The following is a 20,504-nucleotide window of genomic DNA, read 5'->3' as shown; positions in this document are numbered from 1 at the left end:
AGAGAGGAGTTCAATTAGACGTGGAAACTGAGATTTTAATAAAATTATGTATATCTGCAGTGCTTGGATTAATTATAGGACTTGAACGGGAATTAAAAAGAAAGCCACTCGGCTTAAAAACATGTTTAGTTATTTCTATTGTAAGTTGTTTACTCACAATTGTCTCTATTGAATCTGCATACTTATTTGGTGATAGTGATTATGTACAAATTACGATGGACCCACTTCGTTTAGCAGCACAGATTGTAAGTGGTATTGGTTTTCTCGGTGCAGGGGTTATTTTAAGAAAAGGGAATGACACTATTACGGGTTTAACTACAGCCGCATTAATTTGGGGAGCTGCTGGAGTTGGTATAGCTACAGGAGCAGGCTTTTACTTAGAAGCTTTTGCAGGTGTTGCTTTATTAATAATTAGTGTTGAGATTATTCCATTAATGATTTCTGTATTAGGACCAAGAAAGTTAAAGGAAAAAGAAATCTTTTTACAATTAACATTAACACTTGCAGATGATATTGCTAAAGTTATTGATGAAATTAAAAAAGATGATATCTCCATTAAGAATGTTCGTATTAAAGACCAATCTGACAGTCATTTAGTTCAGTTGAAAATATTAGTTGACCAAAAACGTAGAACAACTGATATTTATTATACCGTGCAAAAAATTGAAGGTATTACTAGTATTGAAATAGAGAACATTTAAATGCTGCATATTCATTCAATTCTCTAATTCACTTAAAATCATTGACAAAAGTATGCTCTATTATTTACGATTCACTAGAGGGCCTATCGTATAATGGGAGTACGCTGCAATGGCATTGCAGAAGCGGGGTTTCGACTACCCCTAGGTCCATAACTACATTACTATAAAAAAGCTTATGAAAATTAGTTAAATCTTCATAAGCTTTTTTGTTAAGCACGTTCATTAATCGAATCGTCAGTTATTAATAAACAATTCTTCGCCGATAATTTGAGGCAATTGTAACAAGTCAAACACTTCCATTATTTCACTTCTAACATTCGAAATGGTGATTTGAATATCTTGTTCTGTTAATGTTTGAACTAAATTAATTAATAGTCCCATTCCTGTTGAATCAACAAAGGCTACATCTTTAAAGTTTATGTTCACTTTTTTAGAGTGAAGTAAATTGGGAACTAATTCGTATTCCATTACTTCTGTTCCTTCTATATCTAGATCGCCGCTTAACAGCACTTCAAGTGAACATTCATCTACTTCTAAACAATAAACAAACATTGTACACCTCCCGCATTACTATTCAAACATTATTTGTTCCTCTTCATTTAATCTCGCCTTTACATGACGCTTCGTATCTTTGAAGGTGTATTTTGCGTTGCCTATTTTAATAATAGTACCTTCCATTGCATTTTTTATCTTTATTACTTGGTCGTTAGGAACAGCAACTAATGTAGTCGTTCCCATCGTTGCACCAACTTCATTTAATTCAACACCTAATCTTCCATATACTTCTCCACCACGCAAAATACCAGATATCTTTAATGTCCCACCTGCATGAATTTTTGTGTTCACACAACTTTGTCCTAATATCAATACGTTTCCACTACAGTATAGTTTACTGTTTAGCGCACTTGAAATGGTAATATAGGAATCTGGCTCTACTGGCGCTTTGCTTATTTCGTAAAGGACTTTCATCTTTTCAGATAACATGATTAGCGCATCTATAGTCATTCTTTCTTTGGATAGTGATAGAAAAATTTGAGATAAAGTTACCGCTACTTGTCTCCATGAATCATCTACTAAAAAGTCTTCGCCTCTCTTTACTACGTCTACATATTTCTTTACTAAAGGCTTAAAGCCTTTGAATTTTTTTTCTAATAGTATGTTTATTAATGGTTGTAATCCTACAGATGTTAAATCGTTAGACTTAAAAGCTGGCGATTTCGACAACTGTTTTATTAAGGAAATTATTTTTTCAACATTCGAATGAATTAATCCGATCAAGTGTCCTAGTTCGGCGATTAGCATGTTATTCTTTCCAGCCGACAACTCCGATCCTACAACATTACTGTAGGCTATGATTCCTCCTGAAGCACTTACTTGAGAACTGTTAATAGTTTTCTCGACGGTAATATCACCATCCGCTTCAACCTTCATACCGTCTTCTATTTCACCTAAAATTTCAACATCCCCTGTAAATCTAATGTTACCACTAGCTAAATTTACATTTCCTTTATGAGTTAACTTCGAAAGAATAGATGTTGTTACATACTGGCCACGTTTTTCTATGAATGGTCTTCCGGAATCACTTGCGATTACTTTTTCTTCATGCAAGACGGTTCCTTTTGCAGTTTTCAAATGTACTGGGATTGTTTGTTTGGCAAGTAAAGGTTCATTCGTAACTGTATAACCGACCTCACCTGGAATAGGATCATGTACAATTGCGATAATCTTTCCTCTTTCAACTGTCGGAATGCGTTTCATCTCTTTAAAATCTACTGTACCGTCCTTTTTCTCTACTGGACCTGTTACTGGCTCAACATCTACCTTCACTTCGACCCAGCCATTTTTACCTTCTTTTGGTTTTAGGCCACTTGCAATTATAAACAAACCAGGTTCTAGCGTTTCAATAGCTTTGTTAATTTCGGAATGTTTAAATCCTTGTTTTACTCTTAATGCTTCTAATTTACTTAGGACTTCTGCATATGACAAGTCATTGTATTTAATTTTTTCTTCTGAAGCGGTAATTTTAATATCGAACTCCGGAGCTACATCTACTATTTTTCTATTAATTTTATAACCTGGTGTTATTTCTAGGTAAACGTTCAGCTTTTGTTCATCCATATAAGCTTTCCAATGAGATTTTATCACTTCGTCTTCAACGAGTAATTTCACTTTATCTTTACCAGTAATAATGAGTTGCTCTTCGGAAGTACTTTCATTATTTTTATATATTTTAACAGGTGGAGTTACAACGACTGTTGGAAATCTATCTTCGCCTAACTCGTAATGAAGTTCCCCATCTACCACCCATACTTTTCCAGACTTTTTAACTTCCTGTTTTACCGGTGTTTCTGAAAAGGTTGGGGTATTTTCTGTTAAGTCTTTTTGTGGAATTTCTTGATTTTCTTCTATTTCTTCAAAGTAACGGTCAACAAGTCCTTCTGTGTCTAATTGTTCCTTTTTTTCTTTATCTAATTTATCGACAGGAGATTTTTTTGTTATTTTTACGACCGCCTTCTTACCTCCAAAACCAAGCATCCCTTTTTTTCCATAGTCTACTACTTCTATTTCTACTTCCTGCATTGTAACCCCTAATAGAACAAGACCATCTTTAATTGCTGTCGTTACGTTCTTCCCACTAGAGAGAATAGTTTGCATGAGTATTACCTCCTAACAAATTAAAGGAGAAGACACGCTAGTGATATCGGTATTTTGTTTATTTACTTTTAAAATCACCATTGTGATATCATCTTTTTGAGGTGCACCATTTGTAAAGTTGTTTATAGATTCGATTACACTATTTTCTAACTGTTCTATTTCTTGATGAATGTTATCTTCTAAATGAGCAACAAGTCTAAGTAACTTGTATTGCTCACCTTGTGGATTTTCAGCCTCCACAATTCCGTCTGTGTAAAAGAAAATAGTGTCATTCTCATTAAGTGTTATAGATTCCTCTTTATAAATTTGATTTGGTAATCCACCAACCATTACCCCTTTAATAATTGGAACCTGATCCACTTTATTTTCTTTATGATTTAAGTATAAAGGAAGATTATGACCTGCATTTGCGTACGTCAACGTCATTGTGTTTGGATCCCAATCCGCACAAAATAAAGTAACAAAAGATTTTAACGTTCGTAAATCGTTATATAGTGCGTAGTTCATGGATGTTAACGTTTTACCAGGAGATTGTGTGCTTTCAGCAGCACTGCGAAATGCTCCTCGTGTTAAGATCATTAACATAGCTGCTGGTATTCCTTTTCCCATTACATCCCCTATTACAATTCTAATCTTTCCGTTAACTAGCGGATAAAAATCATAATAATCTCCTCCAATTAATCTTGCAGGGATGGATGCACCACATACTTTTCCACCGCTAAAACTAGGGGTTTTACCATTAAGCAAAGAGGTTTGTATGTTTTTTGCTAGATTGATTTCTCTCTCAAGAGATTTATATTCATTCACAGTGGGAGGAACTATATTCTCACAGTGTAATCGGTTCTTATACATTACACTACCTCCCCTTGCATAGCCTCTAAAATTTGATATAATCCTACTGTTTCAAATACTTCGTTTGTTAACTCATCCACACCTTGAAGTCTTACCTTAAAATGCTTTTCTTGAGAAACATAGACCGTATTAATAATTAACCCAATTCCTGTAGAGTCTATAAATTCAATTTCTGTTAGATCGAATACTAACGTATCTATTTCAGTTGTATCTTGTAAATATTGATCCATAGCATTACTAGTGGTAATATCCAATACTCCGTTTAAATAGAAAGTTACCATACTTCCTTCTACTTCTTTCTTAATTGTTAATCCCATACGTTGCCCTCCCTTACTTTTTAAATTGTTCTATTTGTTTAAAGAGATTTATTGAAATATCAGATAATTCACTCGATTGTTGTTGAAGTGACTTTAATAAATCAGAAAGCGTAATCGTTATTTCTGTTGTTGCAGAAGCACGATTTTGAGTAATTTCTCTAATTTTTTCTATCTTATCGATAATAGCGTTACTATTTAGTTCATTATCACTGTCATAAAAATAAGTAGTTATTTCATCAAGTAGCTCAGAAAGCTCAAGAAGTTGTTCGCGATTTTTCATTGTATCAACGGTAGATAGTTCATACATTTTCTCAACAGAGTGAGAAGAATCTGCTTCTAGAGATAAAGATAACCATTGAGTTTTTATTGCTTGTTTTTGTGTAACAGCTATAAATTCCTCACTTTTTTTAGTAATTCTACCAATTCCTTCTGAAATCTCTTTCAGTTCTGTTTCACCGTCATATATGTTACTAGGAATTAATTCTCCACCATCTAACTCAATAACTTGTTCTTTTATTACATTTATATTTTCATACAGTTGTTTATTAATAAAATTAGTAATGTAAAATATGATTACGATAGAGATAATAGAAAATATAATTAAAAACTTAGGAAAATAAAAATGGATAGTAATTGAAATTACAATAAGAAAAAACATTACAATTTTAAGCTGTTTACATATACGTTTTTGTAATGATTTTCTATTCATTTCATGCTCACTCCTTCCGAGTAAGCTTTAGGTTCATCCCCTGCTTTCACATTACAGTTATCAAAAATAATGATAAGAGTTGAACCAGTTGGGGAAGTATATAAAGCTACACTTTTAGCCATTTTCATCATTAGTGTAAATCCTTGACCTAGAGATTTTTTTGTAGAATAACCTGCTAACAATGTGTTTTTCGGTAGCTCTTTTAACGGAAAACCGGGACCTATGTCTTCTACCATTATTCTTAGTTCATTGCTATTCATACATTCCATTAACGTCATCTTTCCATGCTCAGCATGTTTAATGACGTTTGTAATTGCTTCAGAAAGAACTAACAATAACCCCATAGTTTTCGGACCAGTATACCCGCGCATATCTAGAGCTTCTTTCGTAATCGCTCTACTAGCAGGAATGTCTGCACGTTCCTTTATTACTTTCGTACAAAGGATATCGTCTGTTTTATAATTGGATATTTCTTCTTTATCAATTAATAAAAACTTACCTTGTGTTGCAGCGTAAATTACTTCTCGATAGATTTGCCACTCACTAGCTTGAGCATCACTTGTCGGACTCTTGAATTCGTTTTCAGAATGTAAGAATAAATCATCTTTATGAACATGATATACTTTTAAAAGAGCGTTTTTCATATCATTATTTACGTTTAATTCTTTTATTTCAGCAGGAATATCTTCTCTTGATTCGTTCCAAGTTAGAAGTTGCTCGCTTAAATGAATAATTTGCTCTAATCCATCACTAGATTCATTAATTTGTAACATCGGCTTGTTTAAGGAAAGATTGTATAGGTAATTGCTAACTTCTCCATTAAAATCTAAATATTGGGCTATTTTCCGTACAATAAAGCCTCTTTTAGTAATAAAAGAATATTCATTATATGTTAGCTCTTTTTGTGAGAATGGATTATTTGGGGCTTTTGTAAGTTCAATGGTTCGATTTCTATTTATAACTTTATCGATGAGCCGTTTCAATATGTTCCCTCCCTTATAAGAGAAAGTCTCCTATAAGTTCTTTTTGTCGCATACTTTTTAGGGTTATATTTAATAGATTAGTAAAAAACGCCTACCACTAGATTGGTAGGCGCTGATAATGAAGGTAAAATACCTTTTCATTTCAGTTCCAACCTTTTCGGTAACTCGGCCATCTTTGCTTAAAGCTTTAGATCCGTAGCTTTGCGTCCTTACTTTTCAGTAAGTTTGCTATTATCCAAGGTAAGGATCACACTGCAACTATTTTCCTATTAACTTAACTATACGCTAGGTGAAAAGCATATTCTATAACGGTTCTTAATATGTCCTAATATCAAAGCGAAATGTCCTAAATTATACACGATATGTCTCATTTTTCGTTTTACTTTAATGAACTATTCATGTTGAAAACTAAATTTTAATAAAGCTTGTCTCCTATTCCATGTTGGGACATCGGTTACAAGCAGTGGTAAAAAATTAGTTAGATAGAATTAATTTCATATATGAAACTCACTCAGATAATCGTTCTATTGTTTTGGCTAATAAAAGAGTACGTTCAGGAAGTGTTTTTATTTCTACATATTCATTCTCACTATGTGCATTTCCTCCAACAGGACCTAATCCATCTATTGTTGGGACCCCAGTTGCTGAGGTAAATGCTGCATCTGAACCTCCTCCTGTTGCTGTATCTTTAAACTGGAGGCCTATCTCTTTTCCAACACCTTGAATAATATCAAAGAGTTGTTCATTTTGTTCGTTTTTTTCAAGTGGCGGGCGATTAATTGCCCCTTTGTACGTTATCTCGGTACCAGACACATCATTCATCGAACAGATTTCTTTTATCTTTTGTTCTACGTATTCCGCTTGTTCTATCTCAGAAATACGAATATCAACATGTGCAACTGCCATGGGTGGTATCGTATTTACAGATGAACCACCTTCAATTAGTCCAACATTAACACTTATCCCTTTTTTATAATCTGTTAAACCATTTAGTTGAATGACTTTGTACGCTAGTTCTTCAATTGCACTGCGACCTTTTTGTGGTTCGATTCCTGCGTGAGCAGATTTCCCTTTCACGATAATTTTGTACCTACCACCACCTCGTCTAGACGAAACAAGGGAACCGTCTTTCCTCGCGGGCTCCATAATAAGGGCATATTCTTTTCCAACAGCTTCTTCTTCAATTAACTTTTTAGATTTCGGCGATCCTACTTCTTCATCACTGTTTAATATTATTTGAATGTTTTTGTAGCAGTCTTGATTTTCATATTGTAAGCCTCTAATAGCATACAACATTTCAACAAGACTAGACTTCATGTCAACAACACCAGGACCATATGCTATATCCCCTTCTAATCGAAAAGGTCGTTTTGCTACTGTCCCTTCTGGAAAAACGGTATCCATATGTGCTACTAATATAATTTTCGGATCTACTGCGTCTTTATGTTTAATGATAAGGTTGTTTCCAAACTTCTCTTCTTCTTTTACAGTAACAACAAAGCCAAGTTGCTCGTATTGCTTTTTTAAAATTCTACCTACTTTGTCTACACCTGTTTTGAAATGTGTGCCACTATCTATATTCACTAACTTTTCTATTAGTTGTAGCATTTCTTCTTGTTTTTCTCGTAAATACTTTTCCACGAAAGACAACTCCAATTTCTTCAGTTTGTTACTCTTACTTTTATAATGCGTAAGTACTAGTACTGCTATTATATCAAATATTACTATTTACGTTTAAAGTGTTAGAAAGTATTCATGAACGACACAAAAGGCTAGCAAATCACAAATAGCGATTGCTAGCCTTTTTTTATGAAATTACCTTACTAATTGAGTGCCTTTTATAATATATGACTACTACATCAAACGTAACTCAATTATAAATTAGTTCTTTTGAATTTTTTTCTTCACAAAGCTCTTTTGAACGATGGGTCGCACTTTTTATGGCAGCTGAAATGGCACTGCCTCCACCATTTTTGCGCAGGGCAGATAAACCTGCTGCCGTTGTTCCATTTGGAGATGTCACGTTTTTACGTAATTGTGAAGGGGTCTCATTTCCATCCATAATCATTTTCGCAGCGCCAAATATTGTCTGTGCCACTACTTCTCTTGTAACGGTTGGATCTAATCCAGCGTCTTTTGCTGTTTTTTCCATATGCTCCATTAAGTAATAAAAGTAGGCTGGACCACTTCCAGCAACACCAGTGAAAATATCCATCTGTTCTTCTTTTATCACATATACTTTCCCTATGGAGGACAATAACAGTTCAGTCATATTTCTATGTTGAGCTGTAGCGTTTTTTCCTAGCGATATAGCTGTCGCAGATTCACCAATTGTACTTGACGTGTTAGGCATTACTCGAATAATAGCTTGTCCATTAGGTAATCCCTCTTCCAACATTGCTGTTGAAACTCCAGCAATGACAGATAATATTAATTGATGTGGTTTTACGAATGGTTTTAAATCTTCCAAAGCTATTTCAATATCTTTCGGCTTCATCGCCAAAACAATAATATCTAACTCACTTATTAAAAGGTGATTTTTTGTTACTCCTCTTATTCCGTACATTTTTTCTAAAGATGCTAAACGGTCTATGTTGTTGCGATTACTAGCGATAATTTGATTACTTGGTAATAAGTTTGACGAAACGATTCCAGAAATCATCGCTTCTGCCATCGAACCCGCCCCAATAAATCCTATTGTTTTTCTTTTTAGCATTCGTTTCGCTCCTCGTTTTTCCGTTCAAGTTGTTTCTCCATACATAAGCGTAACATGAAGACATCCAGTTTCAAGGATATTTCAACAAGAAGTGAGCATAAGGGCCAGATAGTTAGTGTAAGCGGTAACATTTGCTAGATAGTATAGGTTAAATGCTCCTTTTCACTATTTATCACTAATAATCAAGTAATTTGAAGAAATTTGAAATGTAAGAAATAGATTTAATAAGGTTACTTTTCTTTGAAAATGTTTTTTTATGTTTTAATAGAGAATATATTATAGTAGAATGTAAGCGGTAACAAAATTACATTTGTATCTTCTAGGAGGACAACAACATGAGGAAAATAGGACTTTTACCTAGAATTATTATGGCGATTTTTCTTGGGATTTTAATTGGGGCGTTTATGCCTGAATGGTTTACTCGTTTATTCGTAACGTTTAATGGGATTTTCGGCGCATTTTTAGGCTTTGCCATTCCATTAATTATTATTGCGTTCATCGCACCTGGTATTAGTGATATAGGTAAAGGAGCTGGAAAGTTTCTAGGAATAACAGCTGGAATAGCTTATTTATCCACAATAGTCGCTGGTTTACTAGCATATTTTGCAGCTGTAACCTTGTTCCCTACTATATTAGGAAATAGTGTTTCTAACAATGCATTTGACGGTGCAGAAGATGCAATGCTTTCTGGATTTTTCGAAATTCAAATTCCTGCCGTAATGGGTGTTATGACTGCACTAGTTTTAGCATTCACGCTTGGATTAGGTATGGCAGCAATCAAAGGAAGTTCTTTGAAAACTGTAATGGTAGACTTCCGTTCTATTATCGAATTAGTAATCTCTAAAATTATTATTCCATTATTACCTGTTCATATTTTAGGTATTTTCGCGAACATGACTCAAGGTGGACAAGTTCAAACGATAATGAGTGTGTTTGCTAAAGTGTTTGTGTTAATTATCGCGCTACATTTTGTCATGTTAATTTTACAGTATATTATTAGTGGAACGATTTCGAAGAAAAATCCTTTTGCCATGATGAAAGGTATGTTACCAGCATACTTCACAGCATTAGGAACGCAGTCTTCTGCATCTACTATTCCTGTTACTTTAGAAAGAGCAAAGAAAATTGGCGTGAAAGAGAAAGTGGCAGATTTCGCTGTACCATTACTTGCAACGATTCATCTTTCCGGAAGTACGATTACAATCGTCTCTTGTGCGATGGCAGTAATGTACATTAATGGTTTTGAATTTTCATTTGGTTTAGTTTTCCCATTCATTATGATGTTAGGTGTAACGATGATTGCAGCACCTGGTGTTCCTGGTGGAGCAGTAATGGCGGCGTTAGGTTTACTTGACACAATGTTAGGATTTAACGGAACAATGCTAGCGTTAATGATGGCCCTGTACATGGCGCAAGATAGCTTCGGTACAGCATGTAACGTAACTGGCGACGGTGCGATTGCGAATGCAGTAGATGCGTTGACTAATAAAAAAGCTAGCTAACGATATTAAACTTCTACTAACAAAGATTAGTAGGAGTTTTTTTTATACATTAAAAAAGCCACACCATGTTCAGTGTGACTCTTTCCTCTCCTATTCACTTTCTTGCAAATCACCAATATCTACAGTAGTTCTCTCTTCTAATGGTCCTCTTAAATGAACTGTTGCAGTTCTGCCGTCTTCGTGAAGTTCATCAATCCAAACAGAAGCACCCTGATACAATACATTAATATCTGCTGATGAAGATAATATTTGCTTTACTCGTCTTTGATCCATCCATTATTCACTCCTCTTAATTGTTCAGTTTATTTTTCCAAAAACACTAGAATTTATGCTTTTGTTAGTTTTACAAAATGTCTAGTTTGACCATGATAGTAATTGAGGTGAAAGATGATGAAGCTAAATCCAGATGAGAAAGCTAAGTTAAGTCAAGCCATCGATCAAATGAATGAAAGTTTGGATGAATTTATTGAATTATATAATGAGGCTGAGGAAGATAAAGAGGTTATTGTGTTTGATGAAGAAGTAATGGAGTTAGTTAAATTAGGTAAGGAAGCTATTGGTGAAGAAGCATTAACGAAAAAAATAAATTCCATCATAAAAGAAGTATTATCTTTCATGAATACAAAACAGGAGAAGGAATAATGGCTAGGAGAAAAATACGTGGTCCTTTCTATTTTGACTTTTTACACTGGCCGCTTATTTTACGAATTCTCGCTGTCATATTTATCATAAACCTGTTTTTTGGAATTGTTATACATTTTGTAGAACCTAAAGAATTTCCGTTAATTTTTGACGGAGTTTGGTGGGCATTTGTAACTACTGCAACACTCGGATATGGTGATTACGTTCCTATAACTATTTTAGGCAGAGTTATTGCAATTATTTTAATTTTATTTGGTACAGGTTTTGTTACAACTTATTTTGTATCGTTAGCAGCGGGTGCTATCGCATCACAGACTGCTTATACGGAGGGTAAAGTGGATTATAAAGGATCAAAACACATTATTGTAATAGGATGGAATGAAAGAGTTAGAGCAACTATGGAGCAACTGAAAGAATTAGTTAGTGAACCAATGTCCATTGTATTGATTGACGAAACATTAAAGGAAATACCCGTGCACCATAATACTATTTTTTATATTAAAGGAAACCCTTGCCACGATGAAACGTTAAAAAAAGCGAATATTAGTGAAGCCGAAATTGTGATTATTACTGCAGATCAAGGAAAAGATGAACGGTTAGCAGATATGGGCACCGTATTAACGATTTTAGCAGTGAAGGGTTTAAATCCAAGGGTTTACACGATAGCTGAAATATTAACTGCTACTCAAGTGAATAATGCAAAGCGGGCTGGTGCTGATGAAATTATTCAAACAAATTTATTGTCTAGTTATTGTATGACAAATAGTATGGTTTCAAACGGGATGTCAACTACTTTGGTGAATATGTTAGATCAACTAAAGGGAAGCAAATTAAAATATTTAGATGTGAATGAGGAAGATTTACAAAAGACGTTTGAACAAATGAGTAATTTTTTATTGCAAAGCAAGATTTTGTTAATAGGAATTAAAAGAAGAGGGGAAACAATGGTGAATCCACCTCTTCATACTAAGATTGAGGAACAAGACAGACTATTGGTTATTAAAGACTAAGTTAAGATTTGTTCGAGTTCTTTTACTAGTGCATGACCAAGTTCTACATATTCTTTTGGAAATTCGGCGTCTGGGTCTTGTGGTTCGGAAAATTGATTGAAAGACGCCGATTTGTTCCATACTTGTACATTATCATCGAGTCCAACTTGGTATTTATGTGCTAATAAAAATGGGCGGCCAATTTCAACGGTTGCACCATGTGAGTCCAACTGTCCATCAATTGATTGAAATGGTACACGAAGGAATTGATACCCTACTTTGTCATCTATTTTGTAATCAAAATAACCATGGTCATATTCCCAGCCGCCACCTATAACATAGCCTAACGGTTTAAGTTCTTTTTCTAATTTGTATAATTGGAATTCTTGCCCTTCAACTTTTGAAGGAATTGGAATCATGCCTTTACCCCCCTTTTTAGGAATATGTTGCCCTATTGGGGGGATTGTCATTCCTTTCCCTTGAAATAGATAAAAGCCCGCACAATCAGCAAAAAAACTGACATGCGGACAAGATATCAACTATCTTTATTTCAATCTCTTCTCTAATTCCGCTTTCACATCTTCATATCCTGGTTTACCTAATAAAGCAAACATGTTTACTTTATAAGCTTCTACGCCTGGCTGATCAAACGGGTTGACACCTAATAAGTAACCGCTCATCGCACATGCTTTTTCGAAGAAGTATACTAAGTATCCGAATGTGTATGCATCCATTTCTGGAATACTTACGATTAAGTTCGGTACGCCACCGTCTGTGTGAGCAAGCATCGTTCCTTCGTAAGCTTTCGTGTTTACAAAGTCTACTGTTTGACCAGCTAAGTAGTTTAAGCCATCTAAATCTGACGCTTCTTCTTCAATCACTAATTCATGACGAGGTTTTTCTACTTTAATAATGGTTTCAAATAAGTCACGGCGGCCTTCTTGTACATACTGACCTAAAGAATGAAGGTCTGTAGAGAAGTTTGCTGATGCAGGGAAAATACCTTTCTGATCTTTTCCTTCACTTTCGCCGAATAATTGCTTCCACCATTCTGAGAAGTATTGTAAACCTGGCTCGTAGTTAATAAGCATTTCAATCGTTTTTCCCTTGTTGTAAAGGACATTACGGACTGCTGCGTACTGGTAAGCAATGTTCTCGGATAGCTCTGATTTTTCTAAATCAATGCTAGCATCTTGTGCACCTTTCATCATCGCTTCAATATTCACACCAGAAACGGCGATTGGTAGTAAACCTACAGCTGTTAGAACGGAATAACGTCCACCAACATCATCCGGAATAATGAATGATTCATAGCCTTCTTCTGTAGCTAGTGTTTTTAATGCTCCACGTGCTTCGTCTGTTGTTGCGTAAATACGTTTACGCGCTTCTTCTTTCCCGTATTTCTCTTCTAACATTTTACGGAAAATACGGAAAGCTAGAGCTGGCTCCGTAGTTGTTCCTGATTTAGAAATAACATTAATAGAGAAATCTTTTCCTTCGATTAATTCCATTAAATCTTTCATATAAGTTGAACTAATATTGTTTCCAACGAAAACTACTTGTGGAGTTTTACGTTGCTCTTTCGTTAAAGCGTTATAGAAAGAGTGGTTTAACATTTCAATCGCCGCACGTGCTCCTAAGTAAGAACCACCAATTCCTACTACTAAAAGGATATCCGAGTCGCTTTTAATTTTCTCTGCACTTGCAACAATACGAGAAAATTCTTCTTTATCATAATCTGTCGGAAGTTCTACCCAACCTAAAAAATCGTTGCCCGCACCAGTTTTCTCGTGTAAAGAGTGGTGTGCTACTTTTACTGCATCTTGTAAGTATGTAAGTTCGTGTTCGCCAAAAAACGATAAAGCTTTCGTATAATCAAAGCGAATATGTGTCATTTTCATTGCCTCCTAAAAAACATAATTGCCATTCCAACTTCACTTTACCTAATAAAGAAAGAGAATTCAAGAACCGTAGTGAATTGTAAGCGAATACAAATAAAATGTTCTTATTTTCTTCATATTAATAGAAGATAAATAAACAAGGTTACCTAAAGAGTCGATGAACCGACTTCTTTTTGGTAACCTCGTTTCGTTTCAGGTTGGTTCCACTTCTTCTTTTTCTTTCTTTTTCTTTGCTACTACTCGAATATATTCACGCGGTTTAAACGGTTCATAAACCGTAACTTGTCCAGCATTATTTCCAATCAATACTAGTGTTGGGTCTGAATTTTGTGCTGGATGAACCTTTATTTGTTCCGTATGAAACCACCAAGCACTAGCAAACAATGTTGTAAAGATAGAAAGAGCAACAGCGGCTTTTCTTTTAACCATACATACCACCACCCTAACTATAGAGTGGCTTATTTATGCATTTTTTATTCATACAAAAAATTTTTTTCATTGTTTTATCCTAGTTTCTATTTATTTAATATACATGGGCAAAGTTGTCAATACTAAAAGCCTAGAGAGATGCAAGCAAATTCAATTTAGTATATAATTTGTTACAGTAATCATTCTTAAGTAAAATTATTTACTTTTGAAAACTTCGGCTCCTCACTTGACAAATTAGGTTGGTTGCCGTTGTTTTCTTATGTCATTTAAAGGAAATTAAAGATTTAGGGGAGGTTTGTGTCTTGTCACTGATTCATTTAGTGATTCTTTCGCCATTACTTTTGGCGGTACTTGTGCCATTTTTACATAAGTATTTCCGTCAATTACATACTGGCTGGTTTGTGCTAGTATTGCCAGTTGTCCTGTTTGCTTATTTTATAAGTTATTTAGGGCCAATAATGAATGGCGAAGCTTTTATTAGTACGATGAGCTGGATTCCTTCATTAGGAATTGATTTTATTGTGTACTTAGATGGTCTAGGTTTACTTTTTGCCTTGCTCATCACTGGAATAGGTTCATTAGTTGTTCTTTACTCTATTTATTACTTATCAAAAGAGAAAGAAGCACTTAACACATTTTACGTGTATTTATTAATGTTTATGGGTGCGATGCTTGGAGTTGTTCTTTCTGATAACCTTATCGTTATGTACTCCTTCTGGGAGTTAACAAGTATTTCTTCTTTCTTATTAATTAGTTATTGGTATCACCGTGAAAAATCTCGCTATGGAGCACAAAAGTCGATGTTAATTACCGTATTCGGTGGATTAGCAATGCTTGGTGGTATTGTTCTTCTTTATAATATGACTGGCACGTTTAGCGTTCGTGAGATTATTGCAAACCTTGATTTAGTAACATCTAGTCATTTATTTGTACCAGCATTGGTTCTATTTTTACTAGGAGCATTTACAAAATCAGCTCAATTCCCATTTCATATTTGGTTACCAGATGCGATGGAAGCACCTACTCCAGTTAGTGCATACCTACACTCTGCAACGATGGTTAAAGCGGGAATATATTTAGTAGCTCGTATGAGTCCAGTTTTCGCTGGAGCACCAGAATGGTTCTGGCTCATATCGATATTTGGTATTATCACATTGTTCTGGGGATCTTTCTCCGCAGTAAAACAAACGGATTTAAAGTCCATCTTAGCTTTCTCCACTGTGAGTCAGCTTGGTTTAATTATGACACTACTAGGAATTGGTAGTGCAGCAGCATATTACGATATAGATGGAACACATGCCTATTCGTTTGCTTCCGTTGCAACAATGGCCGCTGTTTTCCACTTAATCAACCATGCAACGTTTAAAGGAAGCCTGTTCATGGTAGTCGGGATTGTCGATCATGAGACAGGAACGCGTGATATTCGTAAACTTGGTGGTTTAATGACGTTAATGCCTATTACGTTTACACTTGCCATCATCGGAACATTTGCGATGGCTGGTTTACCACCATTCAATGGTTTCTTAAGTAAAGAGATGTTCTTTACAGGAATGTTAAGAGCTACAGAAATTGGAATTTGGAACATGGATACACTAGGCATTCTATTCCCAGTTTTAGCTTGGGTAGCTAGTATCTTTACGTTCATTTATTCCATGGTTATAGTATTCAAAACATTTATGGGTAAATATCAACCTGAAAAGCTTGATAAAAAACCACATGAGGCGCCGATTGGTATGTTAGTTCCTCCAATCATCTTAGCTTCATTAGTAATTATATTCGGATTTTTCCCAGATTTATTAAAAAATCTAATAGGTGTAACCGTACAATCGATTTACTTTAATACGTTAGATGTCCAAATGGTTGAAATTTATTTCTGGCATGGATGGACTGAAGAGATATTTATGACAATTGGAGTAGTTGCATTCGGATCATTGCTATATTTAACACTTGCAAAATGGGGCAAGATTTACGATTGGTTCCCACAACGTTTAGCATTAAACCGATTATATGATGGTGGGTTAGTTGCAATAGATAGAGGGTCTGCTGCATTTACACATTCTTATATGACGGGATTTATCCGTGACTATTTAGCGATTGCATTTGCGTTTATGATAGTCCTCTTAGGGGCTGTTTTTATTCGTGTAGACGCTTTTGCATTTAATACGGAAAATGTTGCTCCTGTTGGAATATATGAGTTAGTATTAGCTCTAGTTATGGTTGCTGCAGCAGTTACAATTTTGTTTGCTAAATCTCGTTTGGTGGCAATTATTTCATTAGGTGTTGTTGGTTATACAATGGCTCTTTTCTTTGTACTATTCCGAGCACCAGATTTAGCGCTTACCCAATTAATCATAGAAACAGTTTCAGTAGCATTATTCTTACTATGCTTCTATCACTTACCTGATCTTTCAAAAGAAGTAAATCGACTACGCTTTAAAATGACAAACTTCATCATCTCTGTAGGAGTTGGTTTACTAGTAATAATAATTGGTATATCTGTTAATAGCTCTAGACTGTATGATTCTATTTCAAGCTTTTTTGAGATGTATTCATATGAAAGAGCTGGTGGAAAAAATATGGTAAATGTAATACTAGTTGATTTCCGAGGTTTTGATACTTTATTTGAAGCAGCTGTTTTAGTTATTGCTGCCTTTGGTATCTATACGATGATCAAGTTCCGTATGGTTGGTAAGAAAGGAGGGGTAAAAGGTGAAAGTAAATGATGTTATTCTTCAAACCGTCACTACCGTCCTATCTTTTATCGTTATTACCTTTGCCATTTACCTCTTTTTTGCAGGCCACTATACACCTGGTGGAGGTTTTATCGGGGGATTAATGACTTCAGCAGCATTAGTTCTGTTATTGTTAGCATTCGACATGAAGACAGTTAAAACAGTTTTTCCAATAGACTTTATGACAGTTGCAGCAATCGGATTATTAATTTGTATACTTAGTGGCGTCGGTTCGCTTTTCTTTAACGTTCCATTTTTAACGCATACTTTTACGTATTACGATTTTCCGATATTAGGGAAAACTGCATTAGCAACACCCGTAATTTTTGATGTTGGAGTATATTTAGTAGTTGTCGGCGTTGCGATGACCATTATTCAAACGATAGGAGAGAGTGAATAATGGAGATATTAATGATATTTGTTGCAGGTATTTTAATTGCAATTGCAACCTATTTAATTCTTTCAAAAAGTATATTAAGAATTATAGTAGGTACAGGATTATTAGCACATGGAGCTCATATGTTTTTACTTACAATGGCAGGTTTAAAGCGAGGGGCTGCACCTTTACTAGGACAAGAGGCCGATTTGTACGCTGACCCCTTACCTCAAGCTCTAATATTAACTGCAATTGTTATTAGTTTTGGAGTTACATCTTTCTTCCTTGTGTTAGCATACAGAGCGTACCAAGAATTGAAGACAGACGATATGGATAAATTAAGGGGAAATGAAAATCATGAATAACCTTGTCATCTTACCTATCCTTATCCCTTTTATCACTGCTTCGATCCTATTATTTATACCTAGGAAAATTCAGTTACAAAAGTGGATAAGTGTAGTTTCATTGTCTCTTGCAACTATTGCCTCTTTTATCCTAGTTCAATCCGTATATGAAAATGGTGTACAAACACTTGAACTTGGTAGTTGGGAGCCACCTTACGGGATAGTACTTGTTGCAGATATGTTTGCAGCATTGCTTGTACTTACTGGATTAATTGTAAGTTTTGCTTGTGTATTATTTGCTTTTCGTGGTGTAGGCGAAGAACGGGAGAAATATTACTATTATGCCTTTTCTCAATTTTTAATAACAGGCGTAATGGGGGCATTTTTAACAGGAGACTTATTTAACCTTTTCGTATTTTTCGAAGTAATGTTAATTTCTTCATATGTACTTATTGTAATCGGTGGCACTCAAATTCAAATGCGCGAATCTTTAAAGTATATTTTAATTAACATTGTTTCTTCGGGTTTATTCGTTATAGCACTAGCTTATTTATATGGAGTTGTTGGTACCTTAAACATTGCTGACGTATCTGCGAAAGTAGCGGAATCAGGTCAAACTGGAATTCTAACTGTAATAGCAGTATTGTTCCTAATTGTTTTCGGCTTAAAGGGTGGTATATTCCCACTTTACTTATGGTTACCTGGTTCTTATCAAGCACCGCCATACGCTATAACAGCATTATTTGCTGCTTTGTTAACGAAGGTAGGAGTGTACGCGATCATACGTACATTTTCGATAATTTTCTATCATGAACCACAAATAACTCATATGATTATCGGCGTTTTAGCTATCATAACCATTTTAATCGGTGCGATTGGCGCTATTGCATATTGGGACGTTAAGAAAATATTAATTTATAACATTGTGACGGCAGTTGGAGTAATCGTTTTCGGTGTTGCTATAGCAACAGAGATCGGTTATGCAGGATCAATCTTCTACTTAGTTCATGATATGGTTATAAAAGGAGCTCTTTTCTTACTAGCAGGAGCACTGTTTGCTATTACAGGTACAGATAAAATCAAAGAAATGGGCGGAGTCATAAAACGTCACCCATTACTTGGTTGGATGTTCTTTACTGCAACTCTTGCTTTAGCTGGTATTCCACCTCTAAGTGGATTCGTTGGAAAGGTCTTACTAACTCAAGCTGGATTAGCTGGAGGTCATTACGTATTTGTTGGTGTTATGCTTTTCTCAAGTCTTTTAGTTCTTTATTCTGTGATGAAAATATTCATGAACTGCTTCTTTAGAGAAGAAGTACTTACAGAAAAAGAAGAGAAAGGATCTACAAAAGGACTTCTTTATCCTTCTGTCATATTGATTGCAGTCTCTGCATTTATCGGTTTAGGGGCTGAAACAATAACACCGTACATCATGCAAGCAGCAGAAACGTTGATGGATCCTTCAATCTATATCCAAGCGGTTTTAAAGGAGTAGTTGCGATGGCTTTTCAAATATTAATAAATTTATTGATTGCATTTATATGGATGTTTTTGAAAAACGAGTGGTCTTTCTCGACTTTCTTTGTCGGTTTTTTCTGGGGCGGTTTTATTATTTGGGCAATGAGAAGGTTCTTGCCTGGCAGATTATACTTCTCAAGAGTATGGGCTGCGACGAAACTATTACTCATCTTCCTAAGAGAGTTAATACTATCTAACATTCAAGTTATTAAAGATATCTTAAAACCAAAATTAGACATTAAGCCCGGTATTTTCGCAATGCCAACAGACTTAAAGTCAAATTGGGAAATTACTCTTTTATCTCTTTTAATTAGTTTAACGCCAGGGACATTGGTTATGGATATTTCGGATGATAATAAAATCCTTTATATCCATGCGATGAATATGCCAGACGTTGATAAAATTATTAGTGATATTAAACATAACTTTGAAGAGGCCATTAAGGAGGTGACTAGGTAAAATGCCAGATACACCCTTAGACTCCATGCTGACAATTGGTTTACTCATTTTATCTATCTCCACCCTTGGTCTTGTATATCGGGTTGTAAAAGGCCCCTCTGTACCTGACAGAGTAATGGCTTTAGACTCGATTGGAATTAACTTGATTGCAATCACTGCTATCATTTCTATTATGTTAAGAACGGATGCATTTTTAGAAGTTATTTTATTAATCGGAGTTATTGCTTTTGTTGGTACAGTAGCGTTCTCGAAGTTCATACAGAAAGGAGAGATAATCGACCGTGACAGAAGCAGCTAGTTATATAATTGGTGGAATCGTCATTCTAGGTTCTCTCCTTAGTTTAGTAACAACGATTGGTTTACTTAGACTTCCAGATGTGTATTGTCGGAGTCATGCAGCTTCTAAAAGTGCAACACTAGGAGTATTGTTCGTTTTGATTGCGACTCTATTGTATTTCTGGATTGCAGATAATTACTTTAGTGCACGATTAATACTTGGTATAGTGTTTGTATTTGTCACTGCACCTGTAGCAGGGCATCTTATTACTAGGGCTGCTTACTATACAGATGTTAAGTTAGCTGATAGCTCCATTCAAGATGATTTAAAGGCGAAGAAAGAATTAGCTGAGAAACAAATGAAGATGAAGGCATGAAGCAAAGAACCGCTACTTTTTATAGT

General features: G+C 35.1%; 23 protein-coding genes and 1 riboswitch. Of the genes, 11 read left to right on the top strand and 12 right to left on the bottom strand.

Features of this window, described 5'->3' with window-relative positions:
- The first annotated feature begins 20 nt into the window (after positions 1–20).
- The gene (locus CDZ92_RS19450) at positions 21–701 is read left to right on the top strand and encodes an MgtC/SapB family protein (protein WP_096156850.1); all 681 of its coding nucleotides are present in this window, start codon (positions 21–23) and stop codon (positions 699–701) included.
- Between the two features lie 234 nt (positions 702–935).
- Here the strand turns inward: CDZ92_RS19450 and CDZ92_RS19440 are convergent, their stop codons facing one another.
- The 8 genes from CDZ92_RS19440 to proC form a co-directional block, all read right to left on the bottom strand.
- A complete protein-coding gene (locus CDZ92_RS19440) occupies positions 936–1,253 on the bottom strand; it encodes an STAS domain-containing protein (RefSeq protein WP_096156849.1) in 318 nt (105 codons plus the stop codon).
- A gap of 18 nt (positions 1,254–1,271) precedes the next feature.
- Entirely contained in the window at positions 1,272–3,356 is a 2,085-nt protein-coding gene (locus tag CDZ92_RS19435) for a FapA family protein (protein WP_096156848.1), read from the bottom strand.
- A gap of 12 nt (positions 3,357–3,368) precedes the next feature.
- The gene (locus tag CDZ92_RS19430; RefSeq protein WP_096156847.1) at positions 3,369–4,208 is read right to left on the bottom strand and encodes a PP2C family protein-serine/threonine phosphatase; all 840 of its coding nucleotides are present in this window, start codon (positions 4,206–4,208) and stop codon (positions 3,369–3,371) included.
- Entirely contained in the window at positions 4,208–4,525 is a 318-nt protein-coding gene (locus tag CDZ92_RS19425) for an STAS domain-containing protein (protein ID WP_096156846.1), read from the bottom strand. Before CDZ92_RS19425 ends, CDZ92_RS19430 begins: the two co-directional genes overlap by 1 nt.
- A gap of 13 nt (positions 4,526–4,538) precedes the next feature.
- Positions 4,539–5,234: a hypothetical protein gene (locus tag CDZ92_RS19420; RefSeq protein ID WP_096156845.1), complete on the bottom strand. Its 696-nt coding sequence runs from the start codon at positions 5,232–5,234 to the stop codon at positions 4,539–4,541.
- Positions 5,231–6,217: an ATP-binding protein gene (locus CDZ92_RS19415; RefSeq protein WP_096156844.1), complete on the bottom strand. Its 987-nt coding sequence runs from the start codon at positions 6,215–6,217 to the stop codon at positions 5,231–5,233. Before CDZ92_RS19415 ends, CDZ92_RS19420 begins: the two co-directional genes overlap by 4 nt.
- 156 nt (positions 6,218–6,373) lie before the next feature.
- A riboswitch (cyclic di-GMP riboswitch) is annotated at positions 6,374–6,457 on the bottom strand.
- A gap of 267 nt (positions 6,458–6,724) precedes the next feature.
- Positions 6,725–7,858, bottom strand: a complete 1,134-nt coding sequence (locus tag CDZ92_RS19410; protein ID WP_096156843.1) for a M20 family metallopeptidase — start codon at positions 7,856–7,858, stop codon at positions 6,725–6,727.
- Positions 7,859–8,087: 229 nt separating this feature from the next.
- Positions 8,088–8,933 (bottom strand): pyrroline-5-carboxylate reductase, encoded by an 846-nt coding sequence (proC, locus tag CDZ92_RS19405; RefSeq protein ID WP_096156842.1) that lies wholly within the window; start codon positions 8,931–8,933, stop codon positions 8,088–8,090.
- Positions 8,934–9,268: 335 nt separating this feature from the next.
- Between proC and CDZ92_RS19400 the strand changes: the two genes are divergently transcribed.
- Positions 9,269–10,435: a dicarboxylate/amino acid:cation symporter gene (locus CDZ92_RS19400; RefSeq protein ID WP_096156841.1), complete on the top strand. Its 1,167-nt coding sequence runs from the start codon at positions 9,269–9,271 to the stop codon at positions 10,433–10,435.
- 90 nt (positions 10,436–10,525) lie between these two features.
- On the opposite strand, the gene CDZ92_RS19395 is transcribed toward CDZ92_RS19400, so the two are convergent.
- Positions 10,526–10,708, bottom strand: a complete 183-nt coding sequence (locus tag CDZ92_RS19395; protein WP_096156840.1) for an H-type small acid-soluble spore protein — start codon at positions 10,706–10,708, stop codon at positions 10,526–10,528.
- 114 nt (positions 10,709–10,822) lie between these two features.
- Between CDZ92_RS19395 and CDZ92_RS19390 the strand changes: the two genes are divergently transcribed.
- Positions 10,823–11,077 (top strand): atypical membrane-integrating protein (Mistic protein), encoded by a 255-nt coding sequence (locus CDZ92_RS19390; protein ID WP_227521433.1) that lies wholly within the window; start codon positions 10,823–10,825, stop codon positions 11,075–11,077.
- Entirely contained in the window at positions 11,077–12,087 is a 1,011-nt protein-coding gene (locus tag CDZ92_RS19385; RefSeq protein ID WP_176483823.1) for a potassium channel family protein, read from the top strand. The genes CDZ92_RS19390 and CDZ92_RS19385 overlap by 1 nt, the downstream gene beginning before the upstream one ends.
- Here CDZ92_RS19385 and CDZ92_RS19380 read toward each other — a convergent pair.
- The 3 genes from CDZ92_RS19380 to CDZ92_RS19370 form a co-directional block, all read right to left on the bottom strand.
- Positions 12,084–12,485, bottom strand: a complete 402-nt coding sequence (locus CDZ92_RS19380; RefSeq protein WP_096156838.1) for a YugN-like family protein — start codon at positions 12,483–12,485, stop codon at positions 12,084–12,086. The two genes, CDZ92_RS19385 and CDZ92_RS19380, sit on opposite strands and share 4 nt — an antisense overlap.
- 126 nt (positions 12,486–12,611) lie before the next feature.
- Positions 12,612–13,961 (bottom strand): glucose-6-phosphate isomerase, encoded by a 1,350-nt coding sequence (locus CDZ92_RS19375; protein ID WP_096156837.1) that lies wholly within the window; start codon positions 13,959–13,961, stop codon positions 12,612–12,614.
- Between the two features lie 198 nt (positions 13,962–14,159).
- Positions 14,160–14,396 (bottom strand): hypothetical protein, encoded by a 237-nt coding sequence (locus CDZ92_RS19370; protein WP_096156836.1) that lies wholly within the window; start codon positions 14,394–14,396, stop codon positions 14,160–14,162.
- Between the two features lie 302 nt (positions 14,397–14,698).
- Between CDZ92_RS19370 and CDZ92_RS19365 the strand changes: the two genes are divergently transcribed.
- Genes CDZ92_RS19365 through mnhG form a run of 7 tightly spaced genes read left to right on the top strand, consistent with a single transcriptional unit; the run spans position 14,699 to position 20,478 of the window.
- Positions 14,699–17,119, top strand: coding sequence for a Na+/H+ antiporter subunit A (locus CDZ92_RS19365; RefSeq protein WP_096156835.1), 2,421 nt, complete (start codon positions 14,699–14,701; stop codon positions 17,117–17,119).
- Entirely contained in the window at positions 17,106–17,528 is a 423-nt protein-coding gene (locus tag CDZ92_RS19360) for a Na(+)/H(+) antiporter subunit B (protein ID WP_096156834.1), read from the top strand. The genes CDZ92_RS19365 and CDZ92_RS19360 overlap by 14 nt, the downstream gene beginning before the upstream one ends.
- The gene (locus CDZ92_RS19355; RefSeq protein WP_096156833.1) at positions 17,528–17,869 is read left to right on the top strand and encodes a Na(+)/H(+) antiporter subunit C; all 342 of its coding nucleotides are present in this window, start codon (positions 17,528–17,530) and stop codon (positions 17,867–17,869) included. Before CDZ92_RS19360 ends, CDZ92_RS19355 begins: the two co-directional genes overlap by 1 nt.
- Positions 17,862–19,343 carry a Na+/H+ antiporter subunit D gene (locus CDZ92_RS19350; protein ID WP_096156832.1) on the top strand — a complete coding sequence of 494 codons (1,482 nt, stop codon included), beginning with the start codon at positions 17,862–17,864 and terminating at the stop codon, positions 19,341–19,343. The genes CDZ92_RS19355 and CDZ92_RS19350 overlap by 8 nt, the downstream gene beginning before the upstream one ends.
- Positions 19,344–19,348: 5 nt before the next feature.
- Positions 19,349–19,825 carry a Na+/H+ antiporter subunit E gene (locus CDZ92_RS19345; protein ID WP_096156831.1) on the top strand — a complete coding sequence of 159 codons (477 nt, stop codon included), beginning with the start codon at positions 19,349–19,351 and terminating at the stop codon, positions 19,823–19,825.
- A 1-nt stretch (position 19,826) separates the two neighbouring features.
- Positions 19,827–20,123 (top strand): Na(+)/H(+) antiporter subunit F1, encoded by a 297-nt coding sequence (locus CDZ92_RS19340; RefSeq protein ID WP_096156830.1) that lies wholly within the window; start codon positions 19,827–19,829, stop codon positions 20,121–20,123.
- Positions 20,107–20,478 (top strand): monovalent cation/H(+) antiporter subunit G, encoded by a 372-nt coding sequence (mnhG, locus tag CDZ92_RS19335; protein WP_096156829.1) that lies wholly within the window; start codon positions 20,107–20,109, stop codon positions 20,476–20,478. The genes CDZ92_RS19340 and mnhG overlap by 17 nt, the downstream gene beginning before the upstream one ends.
- Positions 20,479–20,504 lie beyond the last annotated feature (26 nt).

This window comes from Bacillus sp. FJAT-45066 (genome assembly GCF_002335755.1).
Classification (GTDB): Bacteria; Bacillota; Bacilli; order Bacillales; family Bacillaceae_I; genus Bacillus_CD; species Bacillus_CD alkalisoli.
Note: the sequence above shows the minus strand (reverse complement) of the source record. Positions and strands in the feature narration are given on the sequence as shown.

Bases quoted from the DNA above. Each gene is read 5' to 3' on its own strand.
- CDZ92_RS19390 (WP_227521433.1), top strand. From the start codon at position 10,823: ATGATGAAGCTAAATCCAGATGAGAAAGCTAAGTTAAGTCAAGCCATC.
- CDZ92_RS19425 (WP_096156846.1), bottom strand. From the start codon at position 4,525: ATGGGATTAACAATTAAGAAAGAAGTAGAAGGAAGTATGGTAACTTTC.
- CDZ92_RS19420 (WP_096156845.1), bottom strand. From the start codon at position 5,234: ATGAATAGAAAATCATTACAAAAACGTATATGTAAACAGCTTAAAATT.
- CDZ92_RS19370 (WP_096156836.1), bottom strand. From the start codon at position 14,396: ATGGTTAAAAGAAAAGCCGCTGTTGCTCTTTCTATCTTTACAACATTG.
- CDZ92_RS19350 (WP_096156832.1), top strand. From the start codon at position 17,862: ATGAATAACCTTGTCATCTTACCTATCCTTATCCCTTTTATCACTGCT.
- CDZ92_RS19380 (WP_096156838.1), bottom strand. From the start codon at position 12,485: ATGATTCCAATTCCTTCAAAAGTTGAAGGGCAAGAATTCCAATTATAC.
- proC (WP_096156842.1), bottom strand. From the start codon at position 8,933: ATGCTAAAAAGAAAAACAATAGGATTTATTGGGGCGGGTTCGATGGCA.
- CDZ92_RS19440 (WP_096156849.1), bottom strand. From the start codon at position 1,253: ATGTTTGTTTATTGTTTAGAAGTAGATGAATGTTCACTTGAAGTGCTG.
- CDZ92_RS19345 (WP_096156831.1), top strand. From the start codon at position 19,349: ATGGCTTTTCAAATATTAATAAATTTATTGATTGCATTTATATGGATG.
- CDZ92_RS19385 (WP_176483823.1), top strand. From the start codon at position 11,077: ATGGCTAGGAGAAAAATACGTGGTCCTTTCTATTTTGACTTTTTACAC.
- CDZ92_RS19355 (WP_096156833.1), top strand. From the start codon at position 17,528: ATGGAGATATTAATGATATTTGTTGCAGGTATTTTAATTGCAATTGCA.
- CDZ92_RS19340 (WP_096156830.1), top strand. From the start codon at position 19,827: ATGCCAGATACACCCTTAGACTCCATGCTGACAATTGGTTTACTCATT.
- CDZ92_RS19395 (WP_096156840.1), bottom strand. From the start codon at position 10,708: ATGGATCAAAGACGAGTAAAGCAAATATTATCTTCATCAGCAGATATT.
- CDZ92_RS19375 (WP_096156837.1), bottom strand. From the start codon at position 13,961: ATGACACATATTCGCTTTGATTATACGAAAGCTTTATCGTTTTTTGGC.
- CDZ92_RS19435 (WP_096156848.1), bottom strand. From the start codon at position 3,356: ATGCAAACTATTCTCTCTAGTGGGAAGAACGTAACGACAGCAATTAAA.
- CDZ92_RS19400 (WP_096156841.1), top strand. From the start codon at position 9,269: ATGAGGAAAATAGGACTTTTACCTAGAATTATTATGGCGATTTTTCTT.
- CDZ92_RS19430 (WP_096156847.1), bottom strand. From the start codon at position 4,208: ATGTATAAGAACCGATTACACTGTGAGAATATAGTTCCTCCCACTGTG.